Source organism: Pseudomonas sp. UBA6276 (assembly GCF_002438365.1).
Taxonomy (GTDB): Bacteria; Pseudomonadota; Gammaproteobacteria; order Pseudomonadales; family Pseudomonadaceae; genus Aquipseudomonas; species Aquipseudomonas coleopterorum.
The window spans coordinates 1-13301 of the sequence record NZ_DJUS01000030.1; the positions used below are offsets into that span (position 1 = coordinate 1).

At 62.5% G+C, this 13301-nt stretch carries 17 protein-coding genes; 5 read left to right on the forward strand and 12 right to left on the reverse strand.

Annotation, left to right across the window (positions count from 1 at the left end; all coding sequences use genetic code 11):
- Positions 1-374, forward strand: a 374-nt coding sequence (locus B2V21_RS03630) for an OmpA family protein (protein ID WP_286916055.1), incomplete at its 5' end; no start/stop codon positions are given.
- A 54-nt stretch (positions 375-428) separates the two neighbouring features.
- On the opposite strand, the gene B2V21_RS03635 is transcribed toward B2V21_RS03630, so the two are convergent.
- On the reverse strand, positions 429-1322 hold the full coding sequence (locus B2V21_RS03635; RefSeq protein ID WP_286916056.1) for an acyltransferase: 894 nt from the start codon (positions 1320-1322) through the stop codon (positions 429-431).
- 10 nt (positions 1323-1332) lie between these two features.
- Entirely contained in the window at positions 1333-3429 is a 2097-nt protein-coding gene (pta, locus tag B2V21_RS03640) for a phosphate acetyltransferase (protein WP_192068784.1), read from the reverse strand.
- Positions 3430-3655: 226 nt separating this feature from the next.
- On the opposite strand from pta, the gene B2V21_RS03645 reads away from it, so the two are divergent.
- Entirely contained in the window at positions 3656-4141 is a 486-nt protein-coding gene (locus tag B2V21_RS03645) for an FKBP-type peptidyl-prolyl cis-trans isomerase (RefSeq protein WP_049861221.1), read from the forward strand.
- A 148-nt stretch (positions 4142-4289) separates the two neighbouring features.
- Here the strand turns inward: B2V21_RS03645 and B2V21_RS03650 are convergent, their stop codons facing one another.
- On the reverse strand, positions 4290-5474 hold the full coding sequence (locus B2V21_RS03650; RefSeq protein WP_286916057.1) for a glycosyltransferase family 4 protein: 1185 nt from the start codon (positions 5472-5474) through the stop codon (positions 4290-4292).
- Between the two features lie 105 nt (positions 5475-5579).
- Positions 5580-6308: a sulfate transporter CysZ gene (gene cysZ / locus B2V21_RS03655; RefSeq protein ID WP_056844154.1), complete on the reverse strand. Its 729-nt coding sequence runs from the start codon at positions 6306-6308 to the stop codon at positions 5580-5582.
- A gap of 318 nt (positions 6309-6626) precedes the next feature.
- Between cysZ and trxB the strand changes: the two genes are divergently transcribed.
- Complete coding sequence (gene trxB, locus B2V21_RS03660) at positions 6627-7589, forward strand: thioredoxin-disulfide reductase (protein WP_056844155.1); 963 nt, start codon at positions 6627-6629, stop codon at positions 7587-7589.
- Positions 7590-7780: 191 nt separating this feature from the next.
- On the opposite strand, the gene B2V21_RS03665 is transcribed toward trxB, so the two are convergent.
- The 5 genes from B2V21_RS03665 to B2V21_RS03685 form a co-directional block, all read right to left on the reverse strand.
- Entirely contained in the window at positions 7781-8122 is a 342-nt protein-coding gene (locus B2V21_RS03665) for a HopJ type III effector protein (RefSeq protein WP_049861225.1), read from the reverse strand.
- Positions 8115-8411 (reverse strand): DUF1244 domain-containing protein, encoded by a 297-nt coding sequence (locus B2V21_RS03670; RefSeq protein ID WP_049861226.1) that lies wholly within the window; start codon positions 8409-8411, stop codon positions 8115-8117. The genes B2V21_RS03665 and B2V21_RS03670 overlap by 8 nt, the downstream gene beginning before the upstream one ends.
- A 27-nt stretch (positions 8412-8438) precedes the next feature.
- Positions 8439-8810 (reverse strand): dihydroneopterin triphosphate 2'-epimerase, encoded by a 372-nt coding sequence (gene folX, locus B2V21_RS03675; RefSeq protein WP_049861227.1) that lies wholly within the window; start codon positions 8808-8810, stop codon positions 8439-8441.
- Positions 8811-8869: 59 nt separating this feature from the next.
- Complete coding sequence (gene folM, locus B2V21_RS03680) at positions 8870-9571, reverse strand: dihydromonapterin reductase (RefSeq protein WP_049861228.1); 702 nt, start codon at positions 9569-9571, stop codon at positions 8870-8872.
- Between the two features lie 67 nt (positions 9572-9638).
- Positions 9639-10205, reverse strand: a complete 567-nt coding sequence (locus B2V21_RS03685; protein ID WP_049861229.1) for an antibiotic biosynthesis monooxygenase — start codon at positions 10203-10205, stop codon at positions 9639-9641.
- A 206-nt stretch (positions 10206-10411) separates the two neighbouring features.
- Here B2V21_RS03685 and B2V21_RS03690 point away from each other — a divergent pair, with 206 nt between their 5' ends.
- Positions 10412-11359 (forward strand): MerR family transcriptional regulator, encoded by a 948-nt coding sequence (locus tag B2V21_RS03690; RefSeq protein WP_286916058.1) that lies wholly within the window; start codon positions 10412-10414, stop codon positions 11357-11359.
- An 11-nt stretch (positions 11360-11370) separates the two neighbouring features.
- Here B2V21_RS03690 and B2V21_RS03695 read toward each other — a convergent pair whose 3' ends face one another.
- Positions 11371-11976: a hypothetical protein gene (locus tag B2V21_RS03695; RefSeq protein ID WP_286916059.1), complete on the reverse strand. Its 606-nt coding sequence runs from the start codon at positions 11974-11976 to the stop codon at positions 11371-11373.
- Positions 11977-12033: 57 nt separating this feature from the next.
- Entirely contained in the window at positions 12034-12501 is a 468-nt protein-coding gene (locus B2V21_RS03700; RefSeq protein ID WP_049861232.1) for a PAS domain-containing protein, read from the reverse strand.
- A 135-nt stretch (positions 12502-12636) separates the two neighbouring features.
- Between B2V21_RS03700 and B2V21_RS03705 the strand changes: the two genes are divergently transcribed.
- A complete protein-coding gene (locus B2V21_RS03705) occupies positions 12637-13089 on the forward strand; it encodes a flavodoxin (RefSeq protein ID WP_286916060.1) in 453 nt (150 codons plus the stop codon).
- A gap of 3 nt (positions 13090-13092) precedes the next feature.
- On the opposite strand, the gene B2V21_RS03710 is transcribed toward B2V21_RS03705, so the two are convergent.
- A partial coding sequence (locus tag B2V21_RS03710; RefSeq protein ID WP_286916061.1) for a YebG family protein occupies positions 13093-13301 on the reverse strand: 209 nt, incomplete at its 5' end.

Here is a 13301-nt window from a genome sequence, read left to right on the forward strand (position 1 = left end):
TGATCATGCCGGGCAACATCACCTTCGCCACCGACTCGTCGAACATCTCCAGCAGCTTTTACACGCCGCTGAACAACCTGGGCAATTCGTTCAAGCAGTTCAACGAGAACAACATCGAGATCGTCGGCTACACCGACAGCACCGGCAGCCGTCAGCACAACATGGACCTGTCGCTGCAGCGTGCCCAAGCGGTCAGCAACTATCTGACTGCGCAGGGCGTGGATGGCTCGCGCCTGTCGGTACGCGGCGCAGGTCCCGATCAGCCGATCGCCAGTAACGCCGACGCCAACGGCCGTGCCCAGAACCGCCGTGTCGAAGTCAACCTCAAGCCGATTCCCGGCCAGCAGTACTCGCAGCCGGCCCAGCAGCAGTAATCACTGCAAGGCTTGCAAAAATCCCGCTCTGGCAGCGGGATTTTTCATGGGCGATCAGTCTTTCTCAGGCTGCTCCAGCTTGAGTCGCTCCAGCGTTGCGTCCTTCTGTGTCCACAGCGTATTCACCCAGCTCTGAAACAGCGCTCGGTACGTCTCGTCCTGGTCATAGCTGTGGCCGATGAATTGCTCGGGGATCGGCAGTTCCTCGAACAGCACGTGTATTTCACCCACTCGGCCGCACAGCAGGTCCCAGAATCCGGGTGCGCCCTGTGGGTAGTAGATCGTCACGTTGACCATCGACTGCAACTGCTCGCCCATGGCATCGAGCACGAAGGCGATGCCTCCAGCCTTGGGTTTGAGCAGGTGGCGAAACGGTGAGGCTTGCTGGGCGTGTTTGGCCGGGGTGAAGCGGGTGCCTTCGGCGAAGTTGAAGATGGCGGTCGGCTTGCCGCGAAAGCGGGCGCAGGCGCGGCGGGTGGTGAGCAGGTCTTCGCCTTTCTTCTCCGGATGCTTGGCCAGATAGGCCTTCGAATAGCGCTTCATGAACGGGAAACCGAGCGCCCACCAGGCCAGGCCGATGACAGGTACCCAGATCAGCTCGCGCTTGAGAAAGAACTTCAGCGGTCGGATGCGTCGGTTGAGCACGTATTGCAGGACCAGGATATCCACCCAGCTCTGGTGGTTGCTGGTCACCAGGTAGGAATGCTGGTAGTCCAGCCCCTGCAAGCCCTCGACCTTCCAGCCAATGCCGCCGAGCAGGTTCATCCAGGCCTTGTTGTTGCTGATCCAGGCTTCGTGGATGTGGCGCATCAGTTCATCGGTCAGGCGCTGCGCCGCCGCGAAGGGCAGGCACAGCTTGATCAGGCTGACGATGAACAGCGGCGTGCAGCAAACGATGGTGTTAAGGGCCAGCAGCAGGGCGGCGCACAGCCCGGTAAGAATCTGCAAGATGATGTTCCTAGAGGTCGAGGGTGCGGTTGGCCTGGATGGCGGTCAGGGCAATGGTGTAGACGATGTCGTCGACCTGGGCGCCACGCGGCAGGTCGTTGACCGGTTTGCGCAGCCCTTGCAGCATCGGCCCCAGGCTGACGCAATCGGCACTGCGCTGGACCGCCTTGTGGGTGGTGTTGCCGGTGTTCAGGTCGGGAAATACGAACACCGTCGCGCGACCGGCGACCTGGCTGTCCGGAGCCAGCTGGCGTGCGACGTTTTCGTTGGCGGCGGCGTCGTATTGCAGCGGGCCGTCGATCAACAGATCACGCTGGGCCTCCTGCGCCAGCTGGGTCGCCTCGCGGACTTTCTCCACTTCTTCGCCGCTGGCCGAGTTGCCGCTGGAATAACTGATCATCGCTACCCGCGCGGCGATCCCGAACGCTTCGGCCGAGTCGGCGCTCTGCAGGGCGATTTCCGCCAGTTCGGCAGCGCTGGGGTGGGGGTTCATCACACAGTCGCCATACACCAGCACCTGATCGGGAAACAGCATGAAGAACACCGACGACACCAGGCTGCAGCCCGGTGCCGTCTTGATCAACTGCAGGGCCGGGCGGATGGTGTTGGCGGTGGAATGGAGAATGCCCGAGACCAGACCGTCGACTTCATCCAGAGCCAGCATCATGGTGCCGATCACCACGTTGTCTTCCAGCTGCTGCTCGGCCATGGGCGCATTGAGGCTCTTGCTCTTGCGCAGCGCCACCATCGGCTCCACGTAGCGACCGCGAATCAGGTCGGGGTCGAGGATCTCCAGCCCTTCGGGCAGCTCGATGCCCTGGGCACTGGCCACCGCGTGCACGTCGGCGGGCTTGGCCAGCAGCACGCAGCGGGCAATGCCGCGGGTCTGGCAGATGGCCGCTGCCTGAATGGTCAACGGATCGTGGCCTTCGGGCAGGACGATGCGCTTGTCGGCCTGCTGCGCGCGCTGGATCAGCTGATAGCGGAACACGGCCGGTGACAGCCGCAGCTCCCGTGGCGTGCCGCAGCGCTGATGCAGCCACTGGGCATCCAGGTGGCCGGCGACGAAATCGGTGATGATCTCCGCACGCTCGCGGTCATCGATGGGGATTTCCTTGTTCAGTTGGTTCAGGCGTGTGGCGGTGTCGTAGGAGCCGGTGCTCACCGACAGCACCGGCAAACCGGCCTGCAGGGCGCCCCGGCACAGTTCGAGGATGCGTGGGTCGGGCAGGGTGTCGCTGGTCAGCAGCAGCCCGGCCAGAGGCATGCCGTTCATGGCCGCCAGGCTCACGGCCAGGATGATGTCGTCACGATCGCCCGGGGTCACCACGAGAACGCCCGGCTTGAGCAACTGCACGGTATTGAGCACGGTCCTGGCGCAGATGATGATCTTGTTCATCCGCCGCTGCTCGTAGTCGCCGGCGTTGATCACCTGGGCGCCGAGCAGTTCGGCCACGTCACGGGTGCGCGGCGCGTTCAGGTCGGCCTGGTAGGGGATGCAGCCGAGCAGGCGAAAATCACCGCTACGCAGCAGGGGCGAGTGCTCCTTGAGGCGCGCGGCGAACACCTCCATGCCTTCATCGGTACGCACCTTGTTGAGGATGACGCCCAGAACCTTCGGGTCGCGTGGGCCGCCGAACAACTGCGCCTGCAACTCGACCCGGCCGGAGAGCTCGGCAAGCACCTCGTTTTCGGCACTCGACACCAGCACCACATCGGCATCCAGGCTTTTCGCCAGGTGCTGGTTGACCCTGGCGGCATAACTGGCGTTGCGGGTCGGCACCATGCCTTCGACGATGACCACGTCGTTGCCGGCGCAGGCTTGCTGATAAAGCGTCAGGATCTCTTCGAGCAGCTCGTCGAGCTGCCCATCGCCCAGCATGCGCTCGACGTGGGCCAGGCCCAAGGGCTTGGGCGGCTGCAGGCCATGGGTGCGCGCAACCAGCTCGGTCGAGCGTTCCGGGCCCAGGTCGCCGGGGTGTGGCTGAGCGATGGGCTTGAGAAAACCGACCTTCAGGCCGGCGCGTTCCAGGGTCCTTACCAGCCCCAGGCTGATGGAGGTCAGGCCTACGCCAAAGTCAGTCGGCGCGATGAAGAAAGTTTGCATGCGAGCTTCTCGGGTGAGCTTTGGGCTGCACGCTACAAGCTTCACGCCACGGCCCGCAAGTAGAAACGAATCGCGCCGTGCACAGTCATAATTTCATGGCAGGTGCCAAGGCCTTCACGGGCTGGGCACATCGCCTCGGGTCATCCGTCGGCCGAGTGGGTTCGCTTTCAAGCCAACCCTTGGTTACACTTGGTCGTTCTACATTCTTATGCAAAAGGTCTTCCTCATGCTGATCGCCGCCAACAAGGCTGTCTCCATCGAATACACCCTGACCAACGACGCTGGTGAGGTTATCGACAGCTCCGCCGGCGGCGCGCCGCTGGTTTATCTGCAGGGCGCTGGCAATATCATTCCTGGCCTGGAAAAGGCTCTGGAAGGCAAGCAGGTCGGCGACGACCTGGACGTGGCGATCGAGCCCGAAGATGCCTACGGCGAGTACGCGGCCGAACTGGTCAGCACCTTGTCGCGCAGCATGTTCGAAGGCGTCGACGAGCTGGAAGTGGGCATGCAGTTCCACGCTTCCGCACCCGATGGCCAGATGCAGATCGTGACCATTCGCGACCTGGACGGCGACGACGTCACCGTCGACGGCAACCACCCGCTGGCCGGTCAGCGCCTGCACTTCAAGGTCAAGGTCGTCGACATCCGCGACGCCAGCCAGGAAGAAGTCGCGCACGGCCACGTGCACGGCGAAGGTGGTCACCACCATTGATCTGAGCACGGTGCTCTTTGGAGCTATCAGGCGCAGATGCAAACAGTGGGCACGTCAGCGACGTGCCCCCTGTTTTTTTTGGCCCCTTGTAGGAGCGGTCATCGGCCGCGAAGGGTCAACGCGGTCTGGCTGACACGCAGCGTACGGTTCAGCCCCGGGGACTCGTTGCAGTCCTTGCAAAGCTTGCCGAAGGTATCGGCGCGCAGGCGTTCGTCAGCTGCTGCTCGAACTGCTCGACGATCGCACTCCAACCCTGAAGTCGGGCATGTCGCCGCGCGTTGAGGCGGACCCTGCGCAGGTTCTCTTCGTCTTCCAGCAACCAGCCAGCGGCTTCCAGAAAGGCCGCCTCGTCACCAGGCATGGCCAGCGCGCCACTGTGGCCGTGGCGAATGTGCTGCGCTGCCGCGGCTTCATCGTAGGCCACCACGGCCAGCCCCGATGCCTGCGCTTCCAGCACCACATTGCCGAAAGTCTCGGTGAGGCTGGGAAACACGAAGATGTCACCACTGGCGTAATGCTCCGCCAGCGCTTCGCCACGCAACGCTCCACAGAAAATCGCGTCGGGCACCTGCCGCTGCAGATCGCTGCGCCGACTGCCATCGCCGATCACGATCAACCTGATCAATCGCTGCGGATGCTGCACCTGCAGGTGGGCAAACGTGCGCGCGAGCAGGTCCAGGTTCTTCTCCTGCGCAAGACGTCCGACATAGAGCACAGCAAGGTCGCCCTCGCTCAGCCCCCAGCGATGGCGCAGGGCCGTGCTGCGCCGCCGGGGATGAAACAGCTGGCTGTCGACACCGCGCGCCAGCAGATGCAACCGCTCGAAGCCTCGCCGCTGCAACTCCAGACGTTGGCTGATGCAGGGCACCAGGGTCATGCAGGTGCGACGGTGAAACCAGCGCAGATAATGGGTCACCAGACGTGCCAGCAGCCCCAGCCCGCAGTGCGCGGCGTATTGCTGAAAGTTGGTGTGGAAGCCGCTGACCACCGGGACACCCAAGCGCCGGGCGGCACGCAGCGCGCTCAAGCCCAAGGGGCCGGGCGTTGCGACATACACCACATCGGGCCGCCTCGACCGCCAGCGCCGCACCAGCCGCCCCATGGACGACTCGCCCCACTGCAGCCCAGGGTAGCCAGGAATCGGCCAGCCGCGACACAGCATCACATCATCGCTCGGCGCGCTGTCCTGCACTTGCCGGGGCCGCACTACATCCACATGGTGTCCACGGCCGCGCAATCCTTGGCACAAATGGTCGAGCGTGCTGGCAAGCCCGTTGATCTCGGGGGTGAAGGTTTCGGAGACGAGGGTGATATGGAGTGGGAGCGCTGTCATTCAGACAGTTTCGGGGACTTGTATTGCGTTGGTGTGGCGCATTCGTGAGGAATTCATGACGCCATCACCAGCGGTGCGAGCCGTGATCGGTCGCACCGCAATGACTCACCCCCGCTCACGCACCCAGAACAACGTCGCCCCTGCCACCGCGGCCGGCATCATCAGGACGTTGACCCCCGGAATCAGCAGCGCCAGGTACACGATGCCGCCGAAACTCAGGCTGCGCCAGCGCTTTTGGCGTAGCCAGGCGAGCATGTCCTGCCAGCTCATCTTGTGGTTGTCGGCGGGGTAGTCGATGTATTGGATCGCCATCATCCACACACCGAACAGTAGCCACAGGGGAGCGGCGATGATGTTCAGCATGGGGATGAACGACAGGACGAACAGCGCCAGCGCACGGGGCAGGAAATACCCCAGCTTGCGGGCTTCGCGAGCCAGAGTGCGCGGAATCATTTCGAGCAGCTCGGCCCAGCGAAAGGGCGGAAACTCGTCCTTGCCTCGCGCCACCACCTCGACCTTTTCCGACAGGAAACCATTGAACGGGGCGGCGATGATATTGGCCAGCATGGTGAAGCTGAAAAACACCATGAACGCCACCAGTACGGCGAACAGCGGCCAGAGGATGAAGCTGAGAAAGCTGAGCCAGTGCGGCAAGCTCTGGATCAAGTGATCGACCCAACCGCTGAACAGGTGCCCAGCGAAGTAGATCAGGCCCACGAACAACACCAGGTTGATGCCCAACGGCAGCAGCACAAACAAACGCAGCCCGGGAGACAAGACCATTTTCAGGCCTTCGCGCAGGTATTGCGGGCCGGACAGTGCAGGGACAGGCATGGACAACTCCAAGACAGTGAAAACGTGCTGACAGTACCGGCTTTGCACGGGCGCGGGAACCACGGCAATGGCTGGTAACAACCTGGTGCGATCCTCAGCGGTTGAAGATGTCCGCATAGAAGAGGGCTATGGATCGGATTGCCAAAGGGTATTTCCCTAATCGGGCTTACGTCGTTAAGCTTGGCGCATTCGATTTTCAACCCTTCCTTTTGAAGTTTACGGGCTGGCGGCATTGAACCTTCCCCAAGGTGTCTTGCCAGTCCTTTTTATTCCAGCCGTACCGGATCGGCGTCAACGTCCGGCAGTCAGGAGCTCGTCATGTCTCAAGTTCGTCATTCCCGCGTGATCATCCTGGGCTCCGGCCCTGCCGGTTACAGCGCCGCCGTCTACGCTGCCCGCGCCAACCTCAAGCCGTTGCTGATCACCGGCATGCAGGCAGGCGGCCAGCTGACCACCACGACTGAAGTCGACAACTGGCCGGGCGACCCCCATGGTCTGACCGGGCCAGCACTGATGGAGCGCATGCGCGAGCATGCCGAGCGTTTTGAAACCGAGATTGTCTTCGATCACATCAACGCTGTGGACTTCGCTGCCAAGCCGTTCACTCTGACCGGCGACAGTGCGACCTACACTTGCGATGCGCTGATCATCGCCACTGGCGCCAGCGCACGCTATCTGGGCCTGCCGTCGGAAGAAGCGTTCATGGGCAAGGGCGTTTCGGCCTGCGCGACCTGCGATGGTTTCTTCTACCGCAACCGTGAAGTCGCGGTGGTGGGTGGCGGCAATACGGCAGTCGAGGAAGCTCTCTACCTGGCCAACATTGCCAGCAAGGTCACCTTGGTGCACCGTCGCGATACCTTCCGCGCCGAGAAGATCCTGATCGACAAGCTGCATGCCCGCGTGGCGGAAGGCAAGATCGAGCTCAAGCTCAACGCCACGCTGGAAGAAGTGCTGGGCGACAACATGGGTGTGACCGGTGCGCGTCTGCGCAACAACGACGGCATTGCCGAAGAGCTGAAAGTCGATGGCGTGTTCATCGCCATCGGCCATACGCCGAACACCTCGCTGTTCGAAGGCCAGCTGGCCCTCAAGGACGGCTACATGGTGGTGCAGGGTGGCCGTGAAGGCAACGCGACTGCCACCAGCGTCGAGGGTGTATTCGCGGCCGGTGACGTGGCCGACCATGTATACCGTCAGGCAATTACTTCGGCCGGTGCTGGCTGCATGGCGGCGCTGGATGTGGAGCGTTATCTGGATGGGCTGGCCAACGCTTCGTTCTAAGCTGAAACCGCGGCGCGGCATTCGCGGGTAGAACCCGCTCCCACAGTGGACCGCATCGCCTCTGGCAGTTGTTTCCAGCTACAAAGGGTGATGGACCGAACCCTGTGGGAGCGGGTTCTACCCGCGAAGAGGCCCTTGAGCCAGACACAAAAAAACCGACCTCACAGGGTCGGTTTTTTCATGCCCGTCGATCAGCCCAGGCGGGCCAACGGCAGTTCGGAGAACGTCACCCCTGCCAGGCCATGCTCGATCAGGTTGCGGATATTGCCGTGATCGCTCCCGTCGGGCGTCGCCACCACCGAGCGGTAGTGTTCGCCGAACGCCAGCAATGCCTCTTCATCGCTCAGCCCTTCCAGCAGGGCCAGGCCCAACGTCTTGCACGAGCCTTCATTCTGGCCGGCCGCATTGTCCAAAGCACCGTTGCGGAAGCCCTGCGGTGTATAGGCATAGTGCTCGGCGACGAACGCCAGTGTCGTTGCGAACTGATGTTCGCCGCTGGCCAGGCTGGTGCGCAGCGCCTTCACATCATGCATTGGGCGTCCCCTTGGCGAAGGCCGCCTGCTGTTCGGCGCTGGCTTCCTGCTGGTACTGAGCCTTCCACTGCGCGTACGGCATGCCATAGACCACTTCGCGGGCCTCGTCCAGGCTGACCTCGACCTGCTGCTCGTCGGCTGCGGCCTTGTACCATTTGGACAGACAGTTGCGGCAGAACCCGGCCAGGTTCATCAGGTCGATGTTCTGCACATCCTTGCGCTCGTCCAGGTGCTTGACCAGACGGCGGAAGGCTGCGGCCTCCAGTTCCAGACGTTGCTGTTCGTTCATGTCGCTCTCCAGCTGGGCGGCAACCGGTCAACGGCTGCCAGCGAGGGTAATCGAAACCGATTCGGCGAAGCGCAGCGCATGGGGCTTGTCGACTTCCACTTCGGCGTAGCGCACGGCGGTGTTCTGCATGACCAGGTCGAGAATTTCCTGGGTCAGGCGTTCGAGCAGGGCGAAACGATTGCCCTCCACGTGCTGAATCACCGCCTTGGTGATGGTGCGGTAGTTCAGGGCGTGCTCGATATCGTTGTCGCGCACCGCTTCGAGTGCCGGGTACAGGACGGTGAGGTTGATCAGCACGTCCTGTTTGTTGACGATTTCGTCTTCGTTGATACCGATGAAGGTGCGCAAGCGCAGGTCCTTGACCCGGATACGTGCCATTCCTGGCTGCAATGGTGCCATCGTTGTGTGCTCCGCAGAATGTTCGGGGTCAGCGCCGTGTCCGGGCTGGCAGGCAGGCGCTATTTTACGTGCCTGCCGCCGTTGACGGTCAAGGTGGTGCCCGTGACGTAGGGGTTTTCCAGCAGGTAGCGCAGGCTCTGGTAGATGACCTCGGCACCGGGCTCGATGCCCAGCGCCGATTTGGCCAGCGACTTGTAGCGATAGTCGGCGTCGTCGTCCGGGTTGAACAGGATCAGCGCCGGGGCAATGCCATTGACCTTGATCGCCGGGGCGAAGCGCGCGGCGAACGACAGGGTCAGGTTGTCCAGGCCCGCCTTGCTGGCGCAATAGGCCATGTGCTTGGCGCTGCCCTTGCGCGTCACGTCGTCGCTGATGTGGACGATGTCGGCCGGGCTGGAGGCGCGCAGCAGGTCGGCGCAGTGCAGGTTGATCAGGTAGGGCGCCAGCATGTGCACGTTGACCATCTGTTGGAACGCAGCCGCCTCGTCTCCCGCACTGTCCGCGATCCAGGCCGACGCGTTGTGGACGATGGCGCGCAGCTGCGAAGTCTGCGCCTTGAGCGCATCGATGAACGCTAGAATACCAGCCTCGCTACCGAAGTCGGCATGGATGGTGACCGCCCCCATCTCGCGCAGATGAGCGACGGTTTCGCGCTCCTGACGGTAGCTGATGATGACTGGCTGACCTTCGCCCAACAGGCGTTCGGCGCAGTGCAGGCCGATGCGCTGGCTCGCACCGGTGATGAGGATCGGGTGGGGCATGTGGCGGGCTCTTCGTCGGCAGGTTGCTGCGCTGATTTATACCACAAAGCGCAGCAGGGCCGGCCGATCAGGCCACTTTGGCCTTGGGCAGCGGGGCGCGGGCCGGGGTGGCGTGCAACCAGTTGCGCAGCAGGCGCGTGGACAAGGGAATGAAGAAGAACACCATGATCGGGGTCAGAGCCAGGGTGCTGAGCATGATTCTGGGCACCAGGCTGATCTCGTTCAGCACGTGGCCGAACAGGAAGTTGAAGATCAGCGACACCGGAAAGAACGCCAGCCAGATGGCCACGGCCTGTTTCCAGCGCGGTGGACGCTGCAGGCCGCTGTCGCCGAACCAGCCTTCGGTGCCGCTGACGCGGTGCACATGGGGTTGGGCGAACAGGTCGCTGCCACGGCCCAGCCACGAACGACGGGAAGCCGAATGCTCCCAGGCATGCAAGGTGGTTTCATCGGCGAAGCGGAAGATGATCTGGAATTCGTCGTCGCCTGGCGCGGGGGCCAGAACGCCAGAACCCAGGTAGCCCGGAAAGTCGGTGGCAAGCTGTTCGCCTTCATGCAACCAGGCGATCAGGTCCTGATATTTGCCATCGGCCACGCGGCGCGCGACCATCAAGGTAACGGGGGAGGTAGACATTGTGTATCTCCAGACAGTCTGGTGCTCCGGGTAGGAGCCTCCATCGAATGCAGCGCCGGGGTGGTGGGCCGCATTTGGAATCAAGCAAGTATTATTCCCGAAAACGGTCGGTTGCACATCTACCTTCCGTTGGTTCATCCGCAAACCTCTATGTACCCACAGCGGTTACACTGTCGGTTCATGTTCCTGGCAGCGGTTGACTAGCAATGAGCGAATCCGGCACCCGATTGCCTGGCGTGCAAGATGCAGCGCTGGACGAGCTGTACCCCATTCGCGAGGTGGCGCGACTGACCGGAATCAATCCCGTCACGTTGCGTGCCTGGGAGCGTCGCTATGGCTTGGTGCAGCCAACACGCACCGAAAGCGGGCACCGTTTGTACTCGTTGGCCGATATCGAGGAGGTGCGCAGCATCCTGGGCTGGATCGAGCGCGGGGTGGCGGTGAGCAAGGTCGGCAAGATTCTCGCCCGTACCCAGCAGACCGAAGCACCACCGCCCAGCGCCCGCGACGAGCCGGGTGAATGGCAGCAGTGGCAGGAACGGGTCCGCCAATGCGTGCGCGAATTCGCCGAACCCAGGCTCGATCAGGTCTATGGTCAGGTGTTTTCCAGTTACCCGCTGGCCGTGGCCTTCGAGCAGGTGCTGATGCCGGTATGGCAGGAACTGCTCGTGCACCAGGGCCACTTCGGCCAGGCCAGCGAATGGATCTTCCTCGATACATTCCTGCGTGCGCGCACGCTGCAACGCCTGCGCCTGACTGCCGATCAAGGACAGGACAGCCGCGTGGTGCTGGTGGCCATACCCGATCAGTGCCGCGAACTCGAGCTTCAGGTGACCGGCCTGCTATTAAGCGGACCGCAAGTGGACGTGCAGTTGCTGGGCTTGGGCCAGCCGCTCGAAGAGCTGAGCCTGGTCTGCGAAAAACTCGCCCCACAGGCGCTCGTGCTGTTCTCCAACCGCCCGCCGGCGCCGGCGCTGATCCGGCAGTTGAAGCGATTGAACAACGCCTTGAGTTGCCCGCTGCTATTGGCCGGTGAGCTGTCCGAGACGGTTCAGGAAAGCCTTCAGTCTCCGGAAATCGTGTGTCTGGGCAGCGATGGGCGCCTGATGCAGCGGCGTCTGCAGCAGTACCTGGCGGGCCATCTGGACAGCTGATTGGATCGGCGTCAGCTATGAAGTTGCGGATGCACCAGACGGTGCTGCTGCAGGATGAACTGACGCAGCGATTCGATCGCCCGGGCGTCGCTCTGGCTGAGGCGGTAGGCGAACAGGCCGTGCTCGGTTTCGCGAATCATCGAGCCGCGCAACGGAATCGGCGCGTAGCCTTCAGGCGTGAACCACAGCTGGAACCTGACCGGCGCCTTGGCCCCATGGCGGGCCTCGAGCAGGGCGCCCTTGAAGGAAATGTCGCGAACCCAGAAGTCGCTGTCACGTCCTTCGCCATCGCGCAGCACGATGGGTTGGGTCAGACTCAACCGCCATGGACGCAGCATCGGCCCGTCTTCATAGATACTCGGCGCCCCCAGTTCCAGATGGGCCGCCTGAAAATCGTCCTCCACGATCTGCAGCGGAAAACTGATCTGCTGATTCTCCAGGTGCGCCTCGATGGTGACCTGCTCATGGGAGGCCAGGCGCATCAGCAGCTCGCGCACCTGCGGCCCACCCTTCACCGAAACATTGAGAAGGGTATCGCGCACGTTGAGCTGCGGATTGGCCTGCATGGCCCGCAGGAAATCCAGCTCGTCCTGGGTCAGCAATACATCAGGCGGCATGGCGCACGCTCGCGGTGAATGAAAATTCGATGAGGCCTCGAAAAATGTTCATCGTCGTCACACTGGACTCGAAGGGGCAGAAGTTTCGAGTTCGGCGACGCGTCGTTGCAGCGCTGCAACCTGCTGTTCCAGTTCGACGATACGCTGCTGCGCCGCGACCTCGCGGCTGACATCCTTCTGGATCCCAATGTAGTACATCAGTTGGTCACTTTCGTTATGGACCGGCGTGATCGACAGCTCATTCCAGAAACAGCTGCCGTCCTTGCGATGGTTGCGCAGCACCTCGCGGCACGCCACGCCCTGATCGATCGCCTCGCGCACGCGCCGACGGGCCGGCTGGTCACGATCGTCACCCTGCAACAACCGGCAGTCCTGGTAGAGCATTTCCAGCGAGCTATAGCCGGTCATGCGTTCGAAGGCCGGATTGACGTAGATGAGGATATTGTCCTCGCCTTCCTGTTCGGCGACGACGATGCCGTCGTTCGACGCATCGATCACCCGTTGCAGCAGCTTTGCATTGATCATGTGAGAGGTTCCCTACCGTACAGCCTAGTCTAATTCATACGGGCCGCAGGAGGAGGACCAGAGCGCCAGATCTTGCCTTTCAATGCGCGAACGGGCTGTTAAGATCATGCCTTTTAATGGTTCGAGACAGTCATCATGAAAGTTGCCATCCTCAGCGGTTCGGTCTATGGCGCGGCCGAGGACGTCGCTCGGCATGCCGAACAGCTGCTCAAGCGACAGGATATCCAGGCCTGGCACAACCCCAGAGCCACTGTGCAGGAGATTCTGACGTTCGCACCCCAGGCGCTGCTGGCGGTGACGTCGACCACTGGAATGGGGGAACTGCCGGACAACATCATGCCGCTGTACGCTCAGTTGCGCGACGAGCTGCCGGCGGCATTGCGCGGATTGCCCGGTGGCGTCATTGCACTGGGCGACTCCAGCTACGACCTCTATTGCGGCGGTGGCGAGCAGATGCGCGAGCTGTTCGCCGAACTGGGCATCCATGAAGTGCAGGGCATGCTGCGCCTGGACGCCAGCGAAACCGTCAACCCGGAAACCGATGCAGAACCCTGGCTGGCGCAGTTCGTGGAAGCGCTGCGCAGCTGACCATCAGTCCTGCTCGGCGCTGTCGGCCGTGGCTGTGAGCAGCTCGTTCAATGCATCGGGCTGGCTCTTGAACGCCTTGGCGAAGATGTCGCGGTTTTTCGCCATGTAGATCCCGGCGTCTTCGACCTGCTTGTCGTCGAGCGACGGCACGGCTTTCTTCAGGACGTCTGCGAGCAGCTCGGCCAGTTCGAGCATTTTGTCGTGACGATCGG

What these genes read in the sequence shown, in the direction of transcription:
- pta (WP_192068784.1), bottom strand. Translation starts at nt 3,429, where the DNA reads ATGCAAACTTTCTTCATCGCGCCGACTGACTTTGGCGTAGGCCTGACC.
- B2V21_RS03645 (WP_049861221.1), top strand. Translation starts at nt 3,656, where the DNA reads ATGCTGATCGCCGCCAACAAGGCTGTCTCCATCGAATACACCCTGACC.
- B2V21_RS03650 (WP_286916057.1), bottom strand. Translation starts at nt 5,474, where the DNA reads ATGACAGCGCTCCCACTCCATATCACCCTCGTCTCCGAAACCTTCACC.
- cysZ (WP_056844154.1), bottom strand. Translation starts at nt 6,308, where the DNA reads ATGCCTGTCCCTGCACTGTCCGGCCCGCAATACCTGCGCGAAGGCCTG.
- trxB (WP_056844155.1), top strand. Translation starts at nt 6,627, where the DNA reads ATGTCTCAAGTTCGTCATTCCCGCGTGATCATCCTGGGCTCCGGCCCT.
- B2V21_RS03665 (WP_049861225.1), bottom strand. Translation starts at nt 8,122, where the DNA reads ATGCATGATGTGAAGGCGCTGCGCACCAGCCTGGCCAGCGGCGAACAT.
- B2V21_RS03670 (WP_049861226.1), bottom strand. Translation starts at nt 8,411, where the DNA reads ATGAACGAACAGCAACGTCTGGAACTGGAGGCCGCAGCCTTCCGCCGT.
- folX (WP_049861227.1), bottom strand. Translation starts at nt 8,810, where the DNA reads ATGGCACCATTGCAGCCAGGAATGGCACGTATCCGGGTCAAGGACCTG.
- folM (WP_049861228.1), bottom strand. Translation starts at nt 9,571, where the DNA reads ATGCCCCACCCGATCCTCATCACCGGTGCGAGCCAGCGCATCGGCCTG.
- B2V21_RS03685 (WP_049861229.1), bottom strand. Translation starts at nt 10,205, where the DNA reads ATGTCTACCTCCCCCGTTACCTTGATGGTCGCGCGCCGCGTGGCCGAT.
- B2V21_RS03690 (WP_286916058.1), top strand. Translation starts at nt 10,412, where the DNA reads ATGAGCGAATCCGGCACCCGATTGCCTGGCGTGCAAGATGCAGCGCTG.
- B2V21_RS03695 (WP_286916059.1), bottom strand. Translation starts at nt 11,976, where the DNA reads ATGCCGCCTGATGTATTGCTGACCCAGGACGAGCTGGATTTCCTGCGG.
- B2V21_RS03700 (WP_049861232.1), bottom strand. Translation starts at nt 12,501, where the DNA reads ATGATCAATGCAAAGCTGCTGCAACGGGTGATCGATGCGTCGAACGAC.
- B2V21_RS03705 (WP_286916060.1), top strand. Translation starts at nt 12,637, where the DNA reads ATGAAAGTTGCCATCCTCAGCGGTTCGGTCTATGGCGCGGCCGAGGAC.